Source organism: Rhizobium sp. RAF36, assembly GCF_052114105.1.
Classification (GTDB): domain Bacteria; phylum Pseudomonadota; class Alphaproteobacteria; order Rhizobiales; family Rhizobiaceae; genus Rhizobium.
Genome location: NZ_JBFREC010000001.1, coordinates 37363 through 51892, shown reverse-complemented (window position 1 = coordinate 51892; position 14530 = coordinate 37363). Strand labels below are relative to the sequence as shown.

Genomic DNA, 14530 nt, shown 5'->3' with positions numbered 1-14530 from the left:
CAAAATATAAGCAATTGATGATTTTACGGTCGAGAACCCGATTCAATTCTCGGCAGCAGCTGGAAAGCGAAAGGTGGCCCTAAGCCGACCGCTCCAATCCCACCTGGCTGACGCCACCCAGAATATCCTCGTCGAGAAGCGCCAGCGCGCGGCCGAGATGCCCCCCGAAAACCAGGTTGGTCTCGTCGGCAACGACGCGCAGTTCGGGCATCCCCTCCATACGCACCACATGCGATTGCCCCAGCCCCTCCTCGATGCCCTGCCGCAGCAGATCGTAGTAGCGCGTCCCAGGCCCGGTGATCGCCACCGGCATGCGTTCAGTGAGGCTGAGCATCCGCGACAGGCCATTGCCGAGCGCAAGTCCGGCCTGCCGGAAGGCAAAGGCCGACATGCGGTGGCCCTGACGGGCGCGGGCGGCAATCTTGTCGAGTTCCCCGACCGGGACGAACTTGGCGGGAATGGTATCGAGCGGCACTTCGAAGGCGGTGCGCAGGATGGCGTAGAAGCCGGCATGCGCCTCGATACAGCCCTTGGACCCGCAGCGGCAGAGCCCGCCATTCGCCAGATGCAGCATATGGCCGAAATTCGGCGCCGAGATTTCCTGCCCGCCATCGGCTCCGCGCCGGACGATGCCGAGGCCGATGCTGTGGCCGAGGGAGAGAGCCGCGAGCGAACGGAAATCCGCCCCTTTCACATTCTCCTCATGCGCGCCAAGGGCAGCGGCAACCAGCAGCGTCTCGTTGTCGAGGATCACCCGCGCCCGCCACTCCGGCCGCAGCAGCGTCTCGAAATCGATCTGGTCGGTGCCGAAGATAGGCGACCACAGCAGCACCGGCTCGGCGGCATTGACCAGCCCCTTGCTGCTGATCGAGATCAAGAGCACCCGCTCCTGGGCAATCCGCGACCGCTCGAGAATGCGGGCGAGACCTTCCTTGATGGCTTCGGCAAAAACCGCAGCTCCGGCCGGATCATGCGAGCGCCCCTCGCTGAAACGGTCGATCAGCTTGCCGGCGTAATCGACCAGCGAAAACTGCACGGCATCGGATGAAATGATGACGACGATCAGATAGCCGCAGTCGCGCCGCGGCCTGAACAGCACGCGCGGCCGCCCGCGGCCGCTCGCCGCCTGCTGCTCGGAACGCTCGATGATCTCCGACTTCTCGAGATCCGCCGTGATCGCCGAAACGGTCGCCGACGACAGCTTGGTGAAGTCGGATATCTCGGTATGCGCGAGCGCGCCGTGGCGGCGCAGGGCAGCGAGAACCAGCCCGCTATTCCTTTGCCGGACCGACTCCGTGCTCGATTTGGTCAGCATAAAGCCGCCCTTCCCCCGCTTCCGCCCTCGTTTCACAGGCCATCTCCAACAACTTATGCGTGATGGATGATTCTGCTGGTAGTGGCCTGTTGACAGTTGAAAAAATCTCTGACACTTAATTTCTCGACTGTCGAGAAAATAATGCATTGTTGCTCGACAGTGATCCGCGGCGGCTGGAGGAACCACTGGCTGGGGCTGGCCGCTTATCACTCGGGAGGATAATTTATGAAGTCTATTATGAAGCTGATGGCGGGTGCCGCCATCCTCGTTTCCGTGCACACGGCTGCCATGGCGGCCGATCTCGTCGTTGGCGTTTCCTGGTCGAACTTCCAGGAAGAGCGCTGGAAGACCGACGAAGCAGCCATCAAGAAGGCGCTGGAAGCCAAGGGCGCGAAGTACATTTCCGCTGACGCGCAGTCTTCCGCTGCCAAACAGCTGACCGACGTCGAATCGCTGATCTCGCAGGGCGCCAACGCCCTCATCGTTCTGGCCCAGGACTCCGACGCAATCGGCCCGGCCATCGAAAAGGCTGCTGCCGAAGGCATTCCGGTCGTCGGTTACGACCGCCTGATCGAAAATCCGGCTGCGTTCTACATCACCTTCGACAACAAGGAAGTCGGCCGCCTGCAGGCTGAAGGCGTCTTCAAGGTCAAGCCTGAAGGCAACTACGTCTTCATCAAGGGCTCTTCGTCGGACCCGAACGCGGACTTCCTGTTCGCCGGCCAGATGGAAGTTCTGAAGGCTGCAGTTGACGCCGGCAAGATCAAGAACGTCGGCGAAGCCTATACCGACGGCTGGCTGCCGCAGAACGCACAGCGCAACATGGAACAGTTCCTGACCGCGAACAACAACAAGGTTGACGCCGTTGTTGCTTCGAACGACGGCACTGCCGGTGGCGCCGTTGCCGCTCTCGACGCACAGGGCATGGCTGGCACCGTACCGGTTTCCGGTCAGGACGCCGACAAGGCCGCTCTGAACCGCATCGCGCTCGGCACCCAGACGGTTTCCGTCTGGAAGGATAGCCGCGAACTCGGCAAGCGCGCTGCTGAAATCGCGCTCGACCTCGCTGGCGGCACGACCATGGACAAAATCCAGGGCGTTACCACCTTCGACGGCGGCCCGAAGAAGGTGAAGATGCAGTCGATCTTCCTGAAGCCGCAGGCCATCACCAAGGACAACCTGAACGTCGTCATCGACGCCGGCTGGATCTCCAAGGCTGAAGCTTGCCAGGGCGTCAAGGCCGGCAGCGTCAAGGCCTGCGACTAATCCTCGTAAGCTGATCAACAAGCCGGCGCCGCAGCGTTTCCGCTGCGGCGCCGGATGCGGATGCAGGCATCTTTCAGAAGCCTCCCCGCCTCGCAACGCCCCGCGAACGCTTTAATTCCCTGCCAGAATAACGCCGTCACCGACGCGGCTATTCCGGAAGCATCCCGGTGGTCATTTCGAAGAACAGGGCATCCTCAGGCTGGGCTTTTCGGGCACCCGGCCAGGGCCCAAACAATGGGGGAACGGCAAACCCATGGCAGACATCACGCAATCCTCACCGGGTCATCCGCGCACCGCGGACGCAAACCCCATCACGCGCTTCCTGCGCGCCACCGAGATCGACACGCGCCTGCTCGGCATGGTCGCAGCACTGCTGGTCATCTGGATCGGCTTCCATCTCTATACCGACGGGCTTTTCCTCACCCCCCGCAACCTCTGGAACCTCTCGGTCCAGACGACGGAAATCGCCGTTCTCGCGACCGGCATGGTGCTTGTGATCGTCACCCGCAACATCGACCTGTCGATCGGCTCCATGCTCGGCCTCGTCGCGATGATCATGGGCGTCGTCCAGGCGAAATTCCTGCCGCAATATCTGGGCTTCGACAATTCCTGGACCTGGGTGATCACGCTGGCCGCGGGCCTCATCGCCGGCACGCTGATCGGCCTCTTCCAGGGCGTCATCATCGCCTTCATGGGCGTGCCCTCCTTCATTGTCACGCTCGGCGGCTTCCTCGCCTGGCGCGGCCTTGCCTGGTATGTCACCTCGGGCCAGACGGTCGCCCCCCTCGACACCACTTTCCGCATCATGGGCGGCGGTGCGGAAGGTGCTGTCGGCGCCACCTGGAGCTGGATCATCGGGCTTGTCGCCTGCCTTCTGATCGTCATCGGCATCATCGGCTCGCGCCACCAGCGCAAGCGATTCAATTTCCCGCGCCGCCCGCTCTGGGCGGAGTATTTCCTGGCCGTTCTCGGCTGCGCGCTGGTGCTCGGCGCCATCTGGGTCTCGACCATCTATTACTGGCCGGTGGCGATCGCCAAGAAATATGCCGAAGCCCATGCCATCGCCTGGCCCGAGACCGGACTGTTCATCTCCTACGGCATCGCCGTGCCGGTGCTGATCGCCGTTCTCGTCGGCATCGTCATGACCTTCATCGCCACCCGCCTGCGCTTCGGCCGCTATGTCTTCGCCATCGGCGGCAACCCTGAAGCGGCCGAACTTGCCGGCATCAAGACCCGTTGGGTCACCGTCAAGATCTTCGCGCTGATGGGCTTCCTCGCCGCCGTTGCCGCTGCGATCTCGACCGCCCGCCTCAACGCGGCGGCGAACTCGCAGGGCACGACCTACGAACTCTATACCATTGCCGCGGCCGTCATCGGCGGCACATCGCTTGCAGGCGGCACCGGCACGGTCGCCGGCGCCATGCTCGGCGCGCTCGTCATGCAGTCGCTGCAGTCGGGCATGGGTCTCGCAAATGTGGATACCCCCATCCAGAACGTTGTGGTCGGTGCCGTCCTCGTCGTTGCCGTCTGGCTCGACACGGTCTACCGCTCGCGTGCGAAGTAAGAGGAGTACGACTCATGACTGAACAACGCACTCCCCTTGTGGAACTGAAGAATATCTCGATCTCCTTCGGCGGTATCCACGCCGTCGACAACGCCTCGGTCGATCTCTACCCCGGCGAAGTCGTCGCCCTGCTCGGCCATAACGGCGCCGGCAAGTCGACGCTGATCAAGATCCTCTCAGGCGCCTACAAGCGCGACTCGGGCGACATCCTGATCAATGGAGAACCGGCAGATATCCGCAATCCGCGCGATGCCAAGAAATACGGCATCGAGACGATCTACCAGACGCTCGCCGTCGCCGATAATGTCGATGCCGCCGCCAACCTCTATCTCGGCCGCGAAATCCGCACCAAATGGGGCACGCTCGACGACGTCGCCATGGAAGCCTCGGCCCGCGAGGTGATGGGACGCCTGAACCCGAACTTCCGCCGCTTCAAGGAGCCGGTGAAAGCGCTTTCGGGCGGCCAGCGGCAATCGGTGGCGATCGCCCGCGCGATCCTCTTCAACGCCCGCATCCTGATCATGGACGAGCCGACGGCAGCGCTCGGGCCCCAGGAAACCGCGCAGGTCGGCGAGCTGATCAAGCAGCTGAAGAAGGAAGGCATCGGCATCTTCCTGATCAGCCACGACATCCACGACGTCTTCGACCTCGCCGACCGCGTCTCGGTGATGAAGAACGGCCAGGTCGTCGGCCACGCCCGCACCGAAGACGTCACCAAGGACGAAGTCCTCGGCATGATCATCCTCGGCAAGGTCCCGCCCAAGGCCATCCCCGGCCCCGGCGCCATGCAGGTCTGAGACATCAGCACAACAGAAAGCCCGCCGCGCCAAAGCCCGGCGGGCTTTTCCTTAGAATTCCGGTGACACCGCCAGCCATTCCGCCGATTTCGCCATTTGGCGATTGAAGAGCGCCGAAAGCTAGGCTAAGAACCACCACATCGGACAGGCGATTCAAACCGCCACGGCATGCACCCGTAGCTCAGCTGGATAGAGTGTTGGATTCCGATTCCAAAGGTCACAGGTTCGAATCCTGTCGGGTGCGCCAATCATTTCTCGGACATCACCCCTTCGGCATTGGCACGCATTCCTTGATGCGCGGATTTCCGGCTGTGGCGCCGGTCACCTGTTTCACCTGTCCGGGCGGGCAGTGCCGTCATCGACAAGGACTTTCTTTCCGGTCGGTAGCGTTCCCTTTGCGGGCTCTTCCTTCAGGATCGATTGGCATCCGGCCAGTCCGAAAGCGATCAGAACGGCGAGCGAATATCTGAGTTTCATTGTATCCCCTTCCCCTTGATAGACGGGCGCAAGGGAAGCGTCCGGACAGACCCGTCCGTTCGCAAACCCCGCCCGTTTGTCGGTCTACAGCGCCTTCGCGTGCAGGGCATGCTCCACCTGGAGTATGGGCGGCGCACCTGGCGCCGTGCGGCCATCCGATGACCGGACGGCCATGTGACCATCTTCTTTTGAAGGGCTGGTCAATCCCGTGCCGATTTGCGACATCCAAGACGTGTTCTTGTGTTTTGCGAGCCTGAGAAATGCCGCAGCCTGCCGATGCCGCCATTCATCTGATCGATATGATTTACGGAAGCCTGTTCGGCGAATGCAGCTGGCAGGGCTTTCTGGATGCCGTCGCCAAGACTTCTCCCGATGGCAAGGCTGCCCTGCACTACCACGATCTTGCCTCGCCGGTTGCCCACGTTCCCTATATTTCAGGCTTCACCAAGGACGAGGTCGATCAGTTCAGCAATCACTTCGCGTCGGTCAATCCGTGGATCCCGCGCATGGGCCTGGTGCCGGTCGGCCGCGGGTTGTGCGGCGAGGATATCTTTGCCCGAAAGAACCTCGTCAAGACCGAATTCTACAATGACTGGCTGAAGCGGCAGGCGGGCTGCGAAACCAGTATCGGCGTCTCCATCATCCGTGAAGAAGCCCGCACCTTCATTCTTTCGACAGCAACCTCCTCCTCCGATCCCGTGCGCAACAGGAAGGCGGCCGAGCGCTACACCCTGCTTGCCCCTCACCTGAAGCGCGCGTTCGATTTCATCCGCAAGCGCGACCTGCTTGCGCCTGACAATCAGGCGCTGCGAACGTTGTTCGACAGCATCGGTGCCGGCCTCATCTACGTGTCGGACAAACGCAAGGTGCGCTGGTCGAACCGCACGGCTGAAAACATCATCGCCGCCGGGTTTCCGTTTCGCGTCGCCGCCGATGGGCGGATCAGCATTCGATGCCAGAAGTCGGCGGCGGCCTTCGAGTGGCTCGCATCCCGCCACGACGGACAGAGAGGTCCCTATACCGCCATCTTCCAGGGCGACGGAAAGGAAGGCAGCTATCGCCTGACCATCGTCAGGCTTCAGTCGAGCGCATTCACGGAATTTCTGGAAGGGCCGACTGTTGCTGTCATTGCCGAGCCGATGGTGGCCGCCCCGTTGAAAGACCGGCAGAACGCCCTCATGGAAACCTCGAAACTGACGGTGACCGAAATCAAGGTCGCTCTCAGCGTCGCCTCGGGAAACACGCCACGGGAAGTCGCGACGGCCTATCAGATCAGCTACGAGACGGTCCGGACGCATCTTCGGAATATTTACTCCAAACTCGGCGTCAATTCGCAGGTTGCACTCGCCGCATTGCTGCTGGGGAGTTGAGCGGGCAAGCCCCCAGGTCCCCGCCGCCACCTCACCTCGCCCTCCGTCGTCCGGCCTGTTGAAAGGCCGCGGCATGGCTCTGCCGCACCGCCTCCACCTCCGCAAGCGCCGCTTCCACCAGTGATCGCGCATCACCCAGCTCAGGCTTGTCGCGCAACATTTCGAGCACCGTCTTCAGATGGCTCTCGGTCATTATGCAGGCTCGCATCGTCATGATGTCTTCCTTGCAGTTTCCTTCGTGCCGGATGCCCCCGCGATCCTGACCGGCGCCGTTGCGGGCCTCATGGCCCATGCACTTGCCCCCAATGAAAACGCTCTCAACCTGCGAGACGAACGATCCGCACGCCGACGACATTGTCGTCGGCATCGGCAACGATTTCGCCGTGGCCGATCAGCCGGCCATTGACCAGCAGCTCGACCGGCTCGCCGAAACGGCTATCCAGCCGGAAGCTGTGACCCGGATCGACCCGCATCAACTCAGCAACCGAAACACGCGCCCGCCCGATCACCACCTCGATTTCGACAGGAATGTCGTTGACCTTTTTGCGCAGCTCCGGACGCTGCGCCTCCACAACTTCCGGCGGCACGGCGGAGAACAGCAGATCTGCCTCATGCTGACGCAACCGTTGCCAGGCAGCTCCGGTTCTGGCCGCGCCGTCACCGGCGCTATCTGGTCCGATCGGCGGCAGGTCATCGGAAATATTCGACATAAAACACCATCTTAAGGAAAATCATCAGGATCGGCCAAAAGCCGCCCAGCCATTTTAGGGTGCTTGAGCCCTGGCACGGGCCGGAAATTCCAATTGCCAGGCGATCAACCTTAACGAAGGGTTACGGTCCACAGCGGCGGGGTTGCAGCCTTGCCGTTTCGATACAGAATGCCTGTCCGGGCATGGCCAGCGGCCATCGCCGGCGACCCGCCGCGGCCGCGTTCGGGCGAACCGCTGCCCGACTCACCCTGCCCGCGGCCGGCAGCTCTCCGGGCAAGAAATCATCAACATCTTTGCATCGGGGCACACGCAATGCGCGTTGCCTTTCCGGCTTGCGGCGGCTACATGGTTAAAAATTCGTTAATATCTTTTTCGCAGTCATTTCATGTTGAAGTCGAACACCCACCGCAACTACCTGTCGCAGCTTGCCTTTGCGGGCGATAGCGCCGAGCCCGCCTATCATCGGGTCAATCTGGTTGCCCGGGCGCTCTGCCCGGTCAAGGGCGTGAAGTCCTTCACGGCCCGGCAGGTGCGCATCGTCAGCATCAGCGAGACCGGCGCCATATTGCAGGCGCGCGGCATCGAGCAGCTGACAGCGCACTTCTATCTCTGTCTCGGAACATCGGAAATTTTCATCACCTGCGCGCAGATCCGGCAGCAGGAAGGCAGCGTTTTCGTTCGTTTTTCGAAGCCTGAGGAGAGCGCCTTCATCCGCGCCTTGGCGGAGATCACCTTCCCGATGACTACGCTGCAGACGCTGCGTGGCCAATCGGCCCGCGCCATTGAGGCGCGCATTCGCTGACCGGAAACAAAAGCCCGCGGCTGATATGCCCAGACGCGAAAACGCCGCCTGGCGGCGGCGTTCCCAAGATGAGAATGAACTCAGGATTTCTTGCTGGCCGCGCGTGTTTTCTTCGCGGGCGGCTCGGCTACGGGCTGCGCCAAACGCAGCGCCCGCAGTCTCTCGGTCTTCTTCTGCCGCTCGATGAGCTCGCCGGCCATGATCTCTTTGGCCATCGAGGCGGTGTTTTCCGCCTTCGCCTGCGCCGAAAGCTTTTCGGGCTTGAAGAGATTGTCTTTCGTCTTGGTCATGCTTTCCTCCTTCAGGAGTGCCTGTCCCGGTATGACGGTCGGTTAGCGGGCGCGCGCCAGGATCTTCTTCTTGGGAGCCGGCAGGAGGCCTTCGCGCTGAGCCTGCTTGCGGGCAAGCTTGCGGGCGCGGCGGATCGCTTCGCCCTTTTCGCGGGCGCGCTTTTCAGAAGGCTTTTCATAGGCGCTGCGCGCCTTCATTTCGCGAAACACACCCTCGCGCTGCATCTTCTTCTTCAAGACGCGAAGAGCCTGATCGACGTTGTTATCCCGGACGAGTACCTGCAAGACGTCTCCTTAATCGGCCAACGGCCGTTATTTCTTGATGCGGATCGTATTCGAATTGATCCAGCTCGATTTCGGGCTTTCCGTCACCTTGACCTCGGCGGCGGGGCGGCCTGACGATGCCAGAACGTCGATATCGTCCTGGCGGACGCTTCGCTCGCAATTCTCGTTCTGGAATCTGACGCGGTAATGGACGAAGCCCTGTGCTGCCGGCATGACCGACACGACGCGGCCGGCGCCGCCCGGCTGGACGCTTCCAAGAATTCCCGGCTTCAGAACGATGCTATCGCCCGGCCGGTAGTGGCGGTTCGTCATGCCGTTCTCCGTATCAGATGAAAAAACAAAAGGCCGGGACTAATCCCGACCTTCCTCCGTCATCGTCTCAGCGCGCCAGTACATCCGTGGTCGCGCGAGCCGTGACAAATTCATTCAGCCTGCAGGTTGTCCGCCGAGTTCTTGCCGGACTTGCGGTCCTGCACGATGTCGAAACGGATCTTCTGTCCGTCTGCGAGCGAGCGCAGGCCTGCGCGTTCAACTGCAGAAATGTGGACGAAAACGTCTGCGCCGCCGTTGTCAGCCTGGATAAAGCCGAAACCCTTGGTGGCGTTGAACCACTTGACTGTACCTGTATTCATAACGATCTCCTTTCAAAGCAACCGTTGTTTTTTCCGCGATACTTTGCGGACCTAGATCGATTATTTGGAAGGAAATCTGAAGAGGCAAAAGCGCTCTTGAGCGACGTCACAAGCAATGGTCGATGAACCCAATATAGGATCAATTTGAAATTTAGCAACGGGCAACAGCAAGAAACTTCGCCGGTTTTAAAATTTTATCCCGCAGTTTGCTGATTTCGTTGAATTTCGTTTCCGATAAAATCCGAAAGCTGAAAGAAACTTCTATCGGTTTTATCGCCATCCGGCAAGGCAGCCCCTTCGCTGCACAGGCGATGGGACTGCCTGAAAGCTGTGAGTTGTAAGCCGCTATCCGTTCACGGCGTCGAAACGATCAGCCGCAGCGATCCCTCGAAGAACGGCTGCGAGCGAAGTTCGCCATAGCGTCTGTCCCAGCTGCCATCTTTCAGATCGCGGCCGAGCTCTTCGGCGAAGCGCTCGCCAACGGAAGCGTCGACGAAGCTCCAGGCCGAGTTGGCAAGCCGTGCGCCGGGATCGAGCAGCCGCTCGGGGCGGCCGTAATAGCCTTCGCCGAAGCCGTCGGTGCAGTGAAGCGGAATCGGCACAGGCTTGATCTCGATCGTCCCGCCCAAGGCGCCGGAGATGGCCGCAAGCGGCGGATAACGGCTGGCCTCCACCGCGATCATTTCAGGGGCGTAGGCGTGCAGCCATGAGCGATGCAGCTCGTCCGGGTCGCAGCTCAGCACCGCGACCGGACCGCGCGTCACACGGCGCATCGCGGCAAGGCCGGCCTTGAGGTCCGACCATTGGTGAACGGAGAAAGTCGTCATGCTGGCATCGAAGCTGTCATCGGCGAAGGGCAGCTTTTCCGCCACCGCATCGATCGCCACCGGCAGATGCGCCGGACGCTGGGCGCGCATCGAGGCCGATGGCTCGACGGCGGTGACCGTGCGATCGGTTGGCTCGTAGGAACCGGCGCCCGCGCCGACATTAAGCACCGTTCTGGCATCGCCGAGCGCGCGCCAGATGAAGGCGGCGATATGGGGATCGGGCTGCCGGTACCGGGTGTAATTGGTGCCGATCACACCGTAATTGGCGTCGCCGGCACTTCCGTCTACATGTCTGCTGTTCATGGTTTCCATCCTTTGCCAGGCAAAGCTTCGCCCTGCCGAATGCCTGGGCATCCAGCACCTGTTGTGCGCTCAGCGGCTTTGCCTTAGTGTTGCAACTGAAGAAAACATCATATTCTCCAGGACGAAAACCGATAAGCTCGAACACGGATTGTTCCTAAAACACACATGGCAAGACGTCTGCCCTCCCTCAATGCGCTCCGCGCCTTCGAAGCCGCAGGCCGCCACGGCCGCATGACGCTGGCCGCCGAAGAGCTGAACGTGACACACAGCGCCATCAGCCGCCAAATCCAGCATCTGGAGGAGCTTCTCGGCGTAGCGTTGTTCGAAGGACCGAAGAACAGGATGCGGCTGACGGAGGCCGGGCAGACGCTGCTGCCGGGGCTGGTCGCTGCCTTCGATCAGATCGACATGTCGGTGCGCGCCGTTGCCGATACCGGCGATGGCCCGCTCGATGTCTCCTGCCCCGGCACCTTCACGATGCGCTGGCTGATCCCGCGGCTTTATCGCTTCCAGGCCGAACATCCCAGTATCGACGTGCGTCTGACGGCCTCCTCCCGGCCGGTCGATTTTGCCCGCGACGGCTTCGACGTGGCGATCCGTGTCGGCACCGCACCCTGGCCCGACGGTGCCGATGTCATCCCGCTCTTTCCCGAACAGACCGGACCGGTGGTCTCTCCGGCCCTGTCGGCGCAGATCGGCGGCCTGCCGCAGCTGCACACCAAGACCCGGCTCCGCGCCTGGGGCGACTGGCTGGCGCGCTCGGGTTTAAACATCGAGAGCGGACCGCGCGTCGAATACGAACACTTCTATTTCATGCTGGAAGCGGCAGGCGCAGGGCTCGGCGTCTGCGTCGCGCCCTGGCCCTATGTCACGGACGACATCCGCGACGCCAGGCTGGCGGCCCCCTTCGGCTTCCTCGACAGCGGCCACGAATATGTGGCGCTGCGCCGTGCAAGGCGGAACCGCAAATCCGTCATCTTCTGCGAGTGGTTGCGGGCCGAGGCCAAAGCCTTTGTCTCAACACATCCCGCCCCCAGGCGGGATGTGCCGGGTTCCTAGCCGCTGCCGAGCTTCTTGTCCGGAAACACCAGCGACTTGATGACCACTGGCACGGCGCCTGAGGTCTCCAGCATGGCGCCGATATCGATGAAGTCGAACTCATCGAGCTTGATGCCGTCGATCGACACAAGCGAGGAAATCCCGGCCTCCAGCTTGCAATGCATGCCGACAAGGCCGCCGACATCGCCATTGCCGACCAGGATCAGCGGGTGCCCCTTGGAAAGCACCGGCGCCAGCCCCTCGATCACCCCGCGGCAGAAGCCGTCGAGGCGGCGATAGCTCGCCGAGCCATCCCAATCATAGCAGACCGCAACCGGGCTTTCGCCGCTATTGAGATCAAGCCGAGATAGGGACTCCGTCACCCGTGCTGCGACATCGGAGGGGTCGATCTTGTCGGCGAACTCGATCGCAGGCTTGATGACGGGGATATTGCGCACCGGCAGCAGTGACAGCGGATGGACAAAGATCGTGCTGCCGCTGACCTGCACCGTATATTGCGAAGCGCCGACGACAGTGGCGCGGATGCCCTGCTCCGGCTTCTCCAGCCGCGGCGACCAGCGCTCCAGCCGTTCGCGCAGAATTTCGGCCAGCAGCGGGCCGAGATCGCTGAAACTTTCCGGCTTTTCGGCATAGAGGAATTCCGAGACGCCACCGGATACGGTCACGACATCGGGCAGCACCGATGGCAGCGGCGGCAAACGATGGAGCCCGACGGTCTCCGCGCTCATCTCTCCACCCTGCATCGCCTCGAACAGCTGTTCAACCATAGCCGATGCCAGCCTGCGCGCATCGGCTTCGCTGAGTGTCGCCCCAAGCTCGACTTCGACACCCGCCTTGCGGCCGAAATAGCGACCGGCCTCCTCGACGCGGGTGATCCTGCGGTTCTCGTCGAAGGCAACGATGCGTGCGCCGATATCGATCGCCGCGATATGCCGGATCGTGCCTGCACTGCAGAAGGCAAGCTTCGAGGTACCGCCGCCGATATCGACGTTCAGCACGCTCTCGCCGGTCCGCCCCGACAGCGCCACCGCGCCTGAGCCGAAAGCGGCGAGCGTCGTCTCCAGACCGTCGCCTGCGCTGACGACGACGAACTTGCCGGTCTCCTCGGAAAACAGCGTGCCAATCGCCCGGGCATTGCTGCGCCGGACGGCAACGCCGGTCAGGATCAGCGCGCCGGTATCGATATCATCAGGGGTGATGCCCGCCTGCCTGTACTGATCGGCGAAGAAAGCGCCGAGCGCATCCGCATCGATCTCGTCGTCACCGCTATAGGGCGTCAAAAGCACATCCGACTGATGCAGCAGCGTGCGCTCGACCACCATGTAACGGGTGTCGAGACGCTCGAGCACGATGCGGGAAAAGGCGAGATGCGAGGTCGAGGAGCCGATATCGATACCGACGCTGACCAGCACGATCTCGTCTTCGAGCTCCATGCTGCGGCCGACATTCGAAAAGAATATCCGGCCGCCCTGTTCTTCTTCGTCGTCAGCCATGATCAGACGACGGTCGACTTCTTCGTCGTCGTGTCGGCAGGTTTGTCATACCACTCCGGCTTCATGCGAACCTCCACACCGTTCTTCTTCAGAAGCGCCTCATATTCCTTGCGGATATAGGGGTCTTCCATCCAGTACGGAATGGCAGTGCCGCCCTCGTTGACGTCGATTGCGGTGTAGTCGATGTGCTTCTCGCCGGGTGCGCCGGGATCACGGCCGGGATTGTGCGGGCCGAACCACGCCGTCAGACGGAAATCGTCCTTCGAGACGCTAAAATGCTGGTGGTACCAGCGCGCCCCGCCCGGAGCCGCCGTCACCATGCCGTACTGGCCATAGTCGAGACGGCGGACGCGGTCGGCATGGCCGTTTTCCCAGGGATTGACGCCGCATTCTTCCGGCCATGTATAGGTATAGCCCTCGCCCTTGAGGCAGATCAGGATTGCCGCAGACGTATGGGCATGCGCCTTGGAATAGCGGCCGTTCTCGTGCTGTCCGATCCAGTAATAGAAATTGTTGTTGGTCATAAACGGCTCGACGCGGCGATAGCCGACCGAGCGGCGGTTATCAAGCGGCAGGTCGCAATTGACGGCATCGGGCAGGAAGTTGGTGCGGCGCATCGCAAGACCGCGCACCGGATCCGGCTCGATCTCCTCGCGATATTTGTAGAAGTCGTCGGCGCCCGAGAAGCGGTCGCGGAAGACGAAGGGGTTGTTATAGACGGCGTCGAAATTCTGGACGGCATTGACGACGACAGGCGCCGTCGTGCCGCCGAGCAGCAGCGCCGGGCTGTTGGTGGCGTTGACGATGCGGTGCCAGGCATTCATCGGGATCGAGAACATCGATCCTTCCTGCCATTCGAACACATGCTTCTTGCCCTCGCCTTCGAGCCAGACTTCGGTCGAGCCGCGGCCTTCCACGACGAGGTAGATTTCCTCGTACATGTGCTTTTCCGGATTGAGTTCGCCGGCGGCGGGCACTTCGACGAGGTGACAGCCCCACTTGGTCTCTGTGCCGTAAAGCTGGATATAGCTGCCGCGGCCGCCGGTGCGCTTCCAGGGCTTCAGCGGCAGGTTCTTGACGTTGGAAATACCGAGGTCGCGGAAGACAGGAATGCCTTCCTCTTCCATGAACTGGTCATAGGGCGTCGGCTGCTTCTTGAACTCGCCGAAGCCTGCCTTCTTCGTGCCGGCCGGCTCGTGCCAGTGCGTGCCTGTGCCGCCGCCAAGGGGATCCTGATGCATGGGTTTCTCCTCCCAATCAGATGTTCTCCTATGTAGAACATCGTTCCAATTTAAACTCAACGTACATCCGCCCGCCTCTCAAATCAAGGCCGTCGGAGG

At 61.8% G+C, this 14530-nt stretch carries 17 protein-coding genes and 1 tRNA gene; 7 read left to right on the top strand and 11 right to left on the bottom strand.

The features are described from left to right. Positions 1-79 precede the first annotated feature (79 nt). On the bottom strand, positions 80-1315 hold the full coding sequence (locus AB4Z25_RS00295; protein ID WP_112537987.1) for an ROK family transcriptional regulator: 1236 nt from the start codon (positions 1313-1315) through the stop codon (positions 80-82). Between the two features lie 225 nt (positions 1316-1540). Here AB4Z25_RS00295 and xylF point away from each other — a divergent pair, with 225 nt between their 5' ends. The 4 genes from xylF (at position 1541) to AB4Z25_RS00275 (ending at position 5189) form a co-directional block, all read left to right on the top strand. Beyond that, a complete protein-coding gene (gene xylF / locus AB4Z25_RS00290) occupies positions 1541-2581 on the top strand; it encodes a D-xylose ABC transporter substrate-binding protein (RefSeq protein ID WP_112390232.1) in 1041 nt (346 codons plus the stop codon). A 253-nt stretch (positions 2582-2834) separates the two neighbouring features. Continuing rightward, a complete protein-coding gene (locus tag AB4Z25_RS00285) occupies positions 2835-4145 on the top strand; it encodes a sugar ABC transporter permease (protein WP_112537988.1) in 1311 nt (436 codons plus the stop codon). A 14-nt stretch (positions 4146-4159) separates the two neighbouring features. Next, positions 4160-4942: an ATP-binding cassette domain-containing protein gene (locus tag AB4Z25_RS00280; protein ID WP_112390230.1), complete on the top strand. Its 783-nt coding sequence runs from the start codon at positions 4160-4162 to the stop codon at positions 4940-4942. A gap of 170 nt (positions 4943-5112) precedes the next feature. Then, positions 5113-5189: transfer RNA gene (locus tag AB4Z25_RS00275), tRNA-Arg, on the top strand. 83 nt (positions 5190-5272) lie between these two features. On the opposite strand, the gene AB4Z25_RS00270 is transcribed toward AB4Z25_RS00275, so the two are convergent. Beyond that, positions 5273-5419 (bottom strand): hypothetical protein, encoded by a 147-nt coding sequence (locus tag AB4Z25_RS00270; protein WP_162698840.1) that lies wholly within the window; start codon positions 5417-5419, stop codon positions 5273-5275. 260 nt (positions 5420-5679) lie between these two features. On the opposite strand from AB4Z25_RS00270, the gene AB4Z25_RS00265 reads away from it, so the two are divergent. Further along, positions 5680-6789, top strand: coding sequence for a helix-turn-helix transcriptional regulator (locus tag AB4Z25_RS00265; RefSeq protein WP_112540641.1), 1110 nt, complete (start codon positions 5680-5682; stop codon positions 6787-6789). A gap of 31 nt (positions 6790-6820) precedes the next feature. Here AB4Z25_RS00265 and AB4Z25_RS00260 read toward each other — a convergent pair whose 3' ends face one another. After that, entirely contained in the window at positions 6821-7003 is a 183-nt protein-coding gene (locus AB4Z25_RS00260) for a hypothetical protein (protein ID WP_112540640.1), read from the bottom strand. Between the two features lie 103 nt (positions 7004-7106). Then, positions 7107-7499, bottom strand: a complete 393-nt coding sequence (locus AB4Z25_RS00255; protein ID WP_442207794.1) for a FliM/FliN family flagellar motor switch protein — start codon at positions 7497-7499, stop codon at positions 7107-7109. 385 nt (positions 7500-7884) lie between these two features. On the opposite strand from AB4Z25_RS00255, the gene AB4Z25_RS00250 reads away from it, so the two are divergent. After that, positions 7885-8301: a hypothetical protein gene (locus AB4Z25_RS00250; protein WP_442207793.1), complete on the top strand. Its 417-nt coding sequence runs from the start codon at positions 7885-7887 to the stop codon at positions 8299-8301. An 80-nt stretch (positions 8302-8381) separates the two neighbouring features. On the opposite strand, the gene AB4Z25_RS00245 is transcribed toward AB4Z25_RS00250, so the two are convergent. From AB4Z25_RS00245 to AB4Z25_RS00225, 5 genes are all read right to left on the bottom strand, one after another. After that, a complete protein-coding gene (locus tag AB4Z25_RS00245) occupies positions 8382-8591 on the bottom strand; it encodes a hypothetical protein (protein WP_112390223.1) in 210 nt (69 codons plus the stop codon). A 42-nt stretch (positions 8592-8633) separates the two neighbouring features. Continuing rightward, a complete protein-coding gene (gene rpsU, locus AB4Z25_RS00240; RefSeq protein ID WP_112518562.1) occupies positions 8634-8876 on the bottom strand; it encodes a 30S ribosomal protein S21 in 243 nt (80 codons plus the stop codon). Positions 8877-8903: 27 nt separating this feature from the next. Then, positions 8904-9188 carry a cold-shock protein gene (locus AB4Z25_RS00235; protein ID WP_112390221.1) on the bottom strand — a complete coding sequence of 95 codons (285 nt, stop codon included), beginning with the start codon at positions 9186-9188 and terminating at the stop codon, positions 8904-8906. Between the two features lie 110 nt (positions 9189-9298). Beyond that, positions 9299-9508, bottom strand: a complete 210-nt coding sequence (locus AB4Z25_RS00230) for a cold-shock protein (RefSeq protein WP_112390220.1) — start codon at positions 9506-9508, stop codon at positions 9299-9301. A gap of 353 nt (positions 9509-9861) precedes the next feature. Next, positions 9862-10638 (bottom strand): class I SAM-dependent methyltransferase, encoded by a 777-nt coding sequence (locus AB4Z25_RS00225; RefSeq protein ID WP_442207792.1) that lies wholly within the window; start codon positions 10636-10638, stop codon positions 9862-9864. 165 nt (positions 10639-10803) lie between these two features. On the opposite strand from AB4Z25_RS00225, the gene AB4Z25_RS00220 reads away from it, so the two are divergent. Further along, a complete protein-coding gene (locus AB4Z25_RS00220) occupies positions 10804-11697 on the top strand; it encodes a LysR substrate-binding domain-containing protein (RefSeq protein WP_112540636.1) in 894 nt (297 codons plus the stop codon). On the opposite strand, the gene AB4Z25_RS00215 is transcribed toward AB4Z25_RS00220, so the two are convergent. Both AB4Z25_RS00215 and AB4Z25_RS00210 read right to left on the bottom strand, forming a co-directional pair. Beyond that, entirely contained in the window at positions 11694-13190 is a 1497-nt protein-coding gene (locus AB4Z25_RS00215; protein WP_112540635.1) for an ethanolamine ammonia-lyase reactivating factor EutA, read from the bottom strand. The genes AB4Z25_RS00220 and AB4Z25_RS00215 overlap by 4 nt on opposite strands. Before the next feature lie 2 nt (positions 13191-13192). Beyond that, the gene (locus AB4Z25_RS00210) at positions 13193-14431 is read right to left on the bottom strand and encodes a cupin domain-containing protein (RefSeq protein WP_112540634.1); all 1239 of its coding nucleotides are present in this window, start codon (positions 14429-14431) and stop codon (positions 13193-13195) included. Positions 14432-14530: the final 99 nt, after the last annotated feature.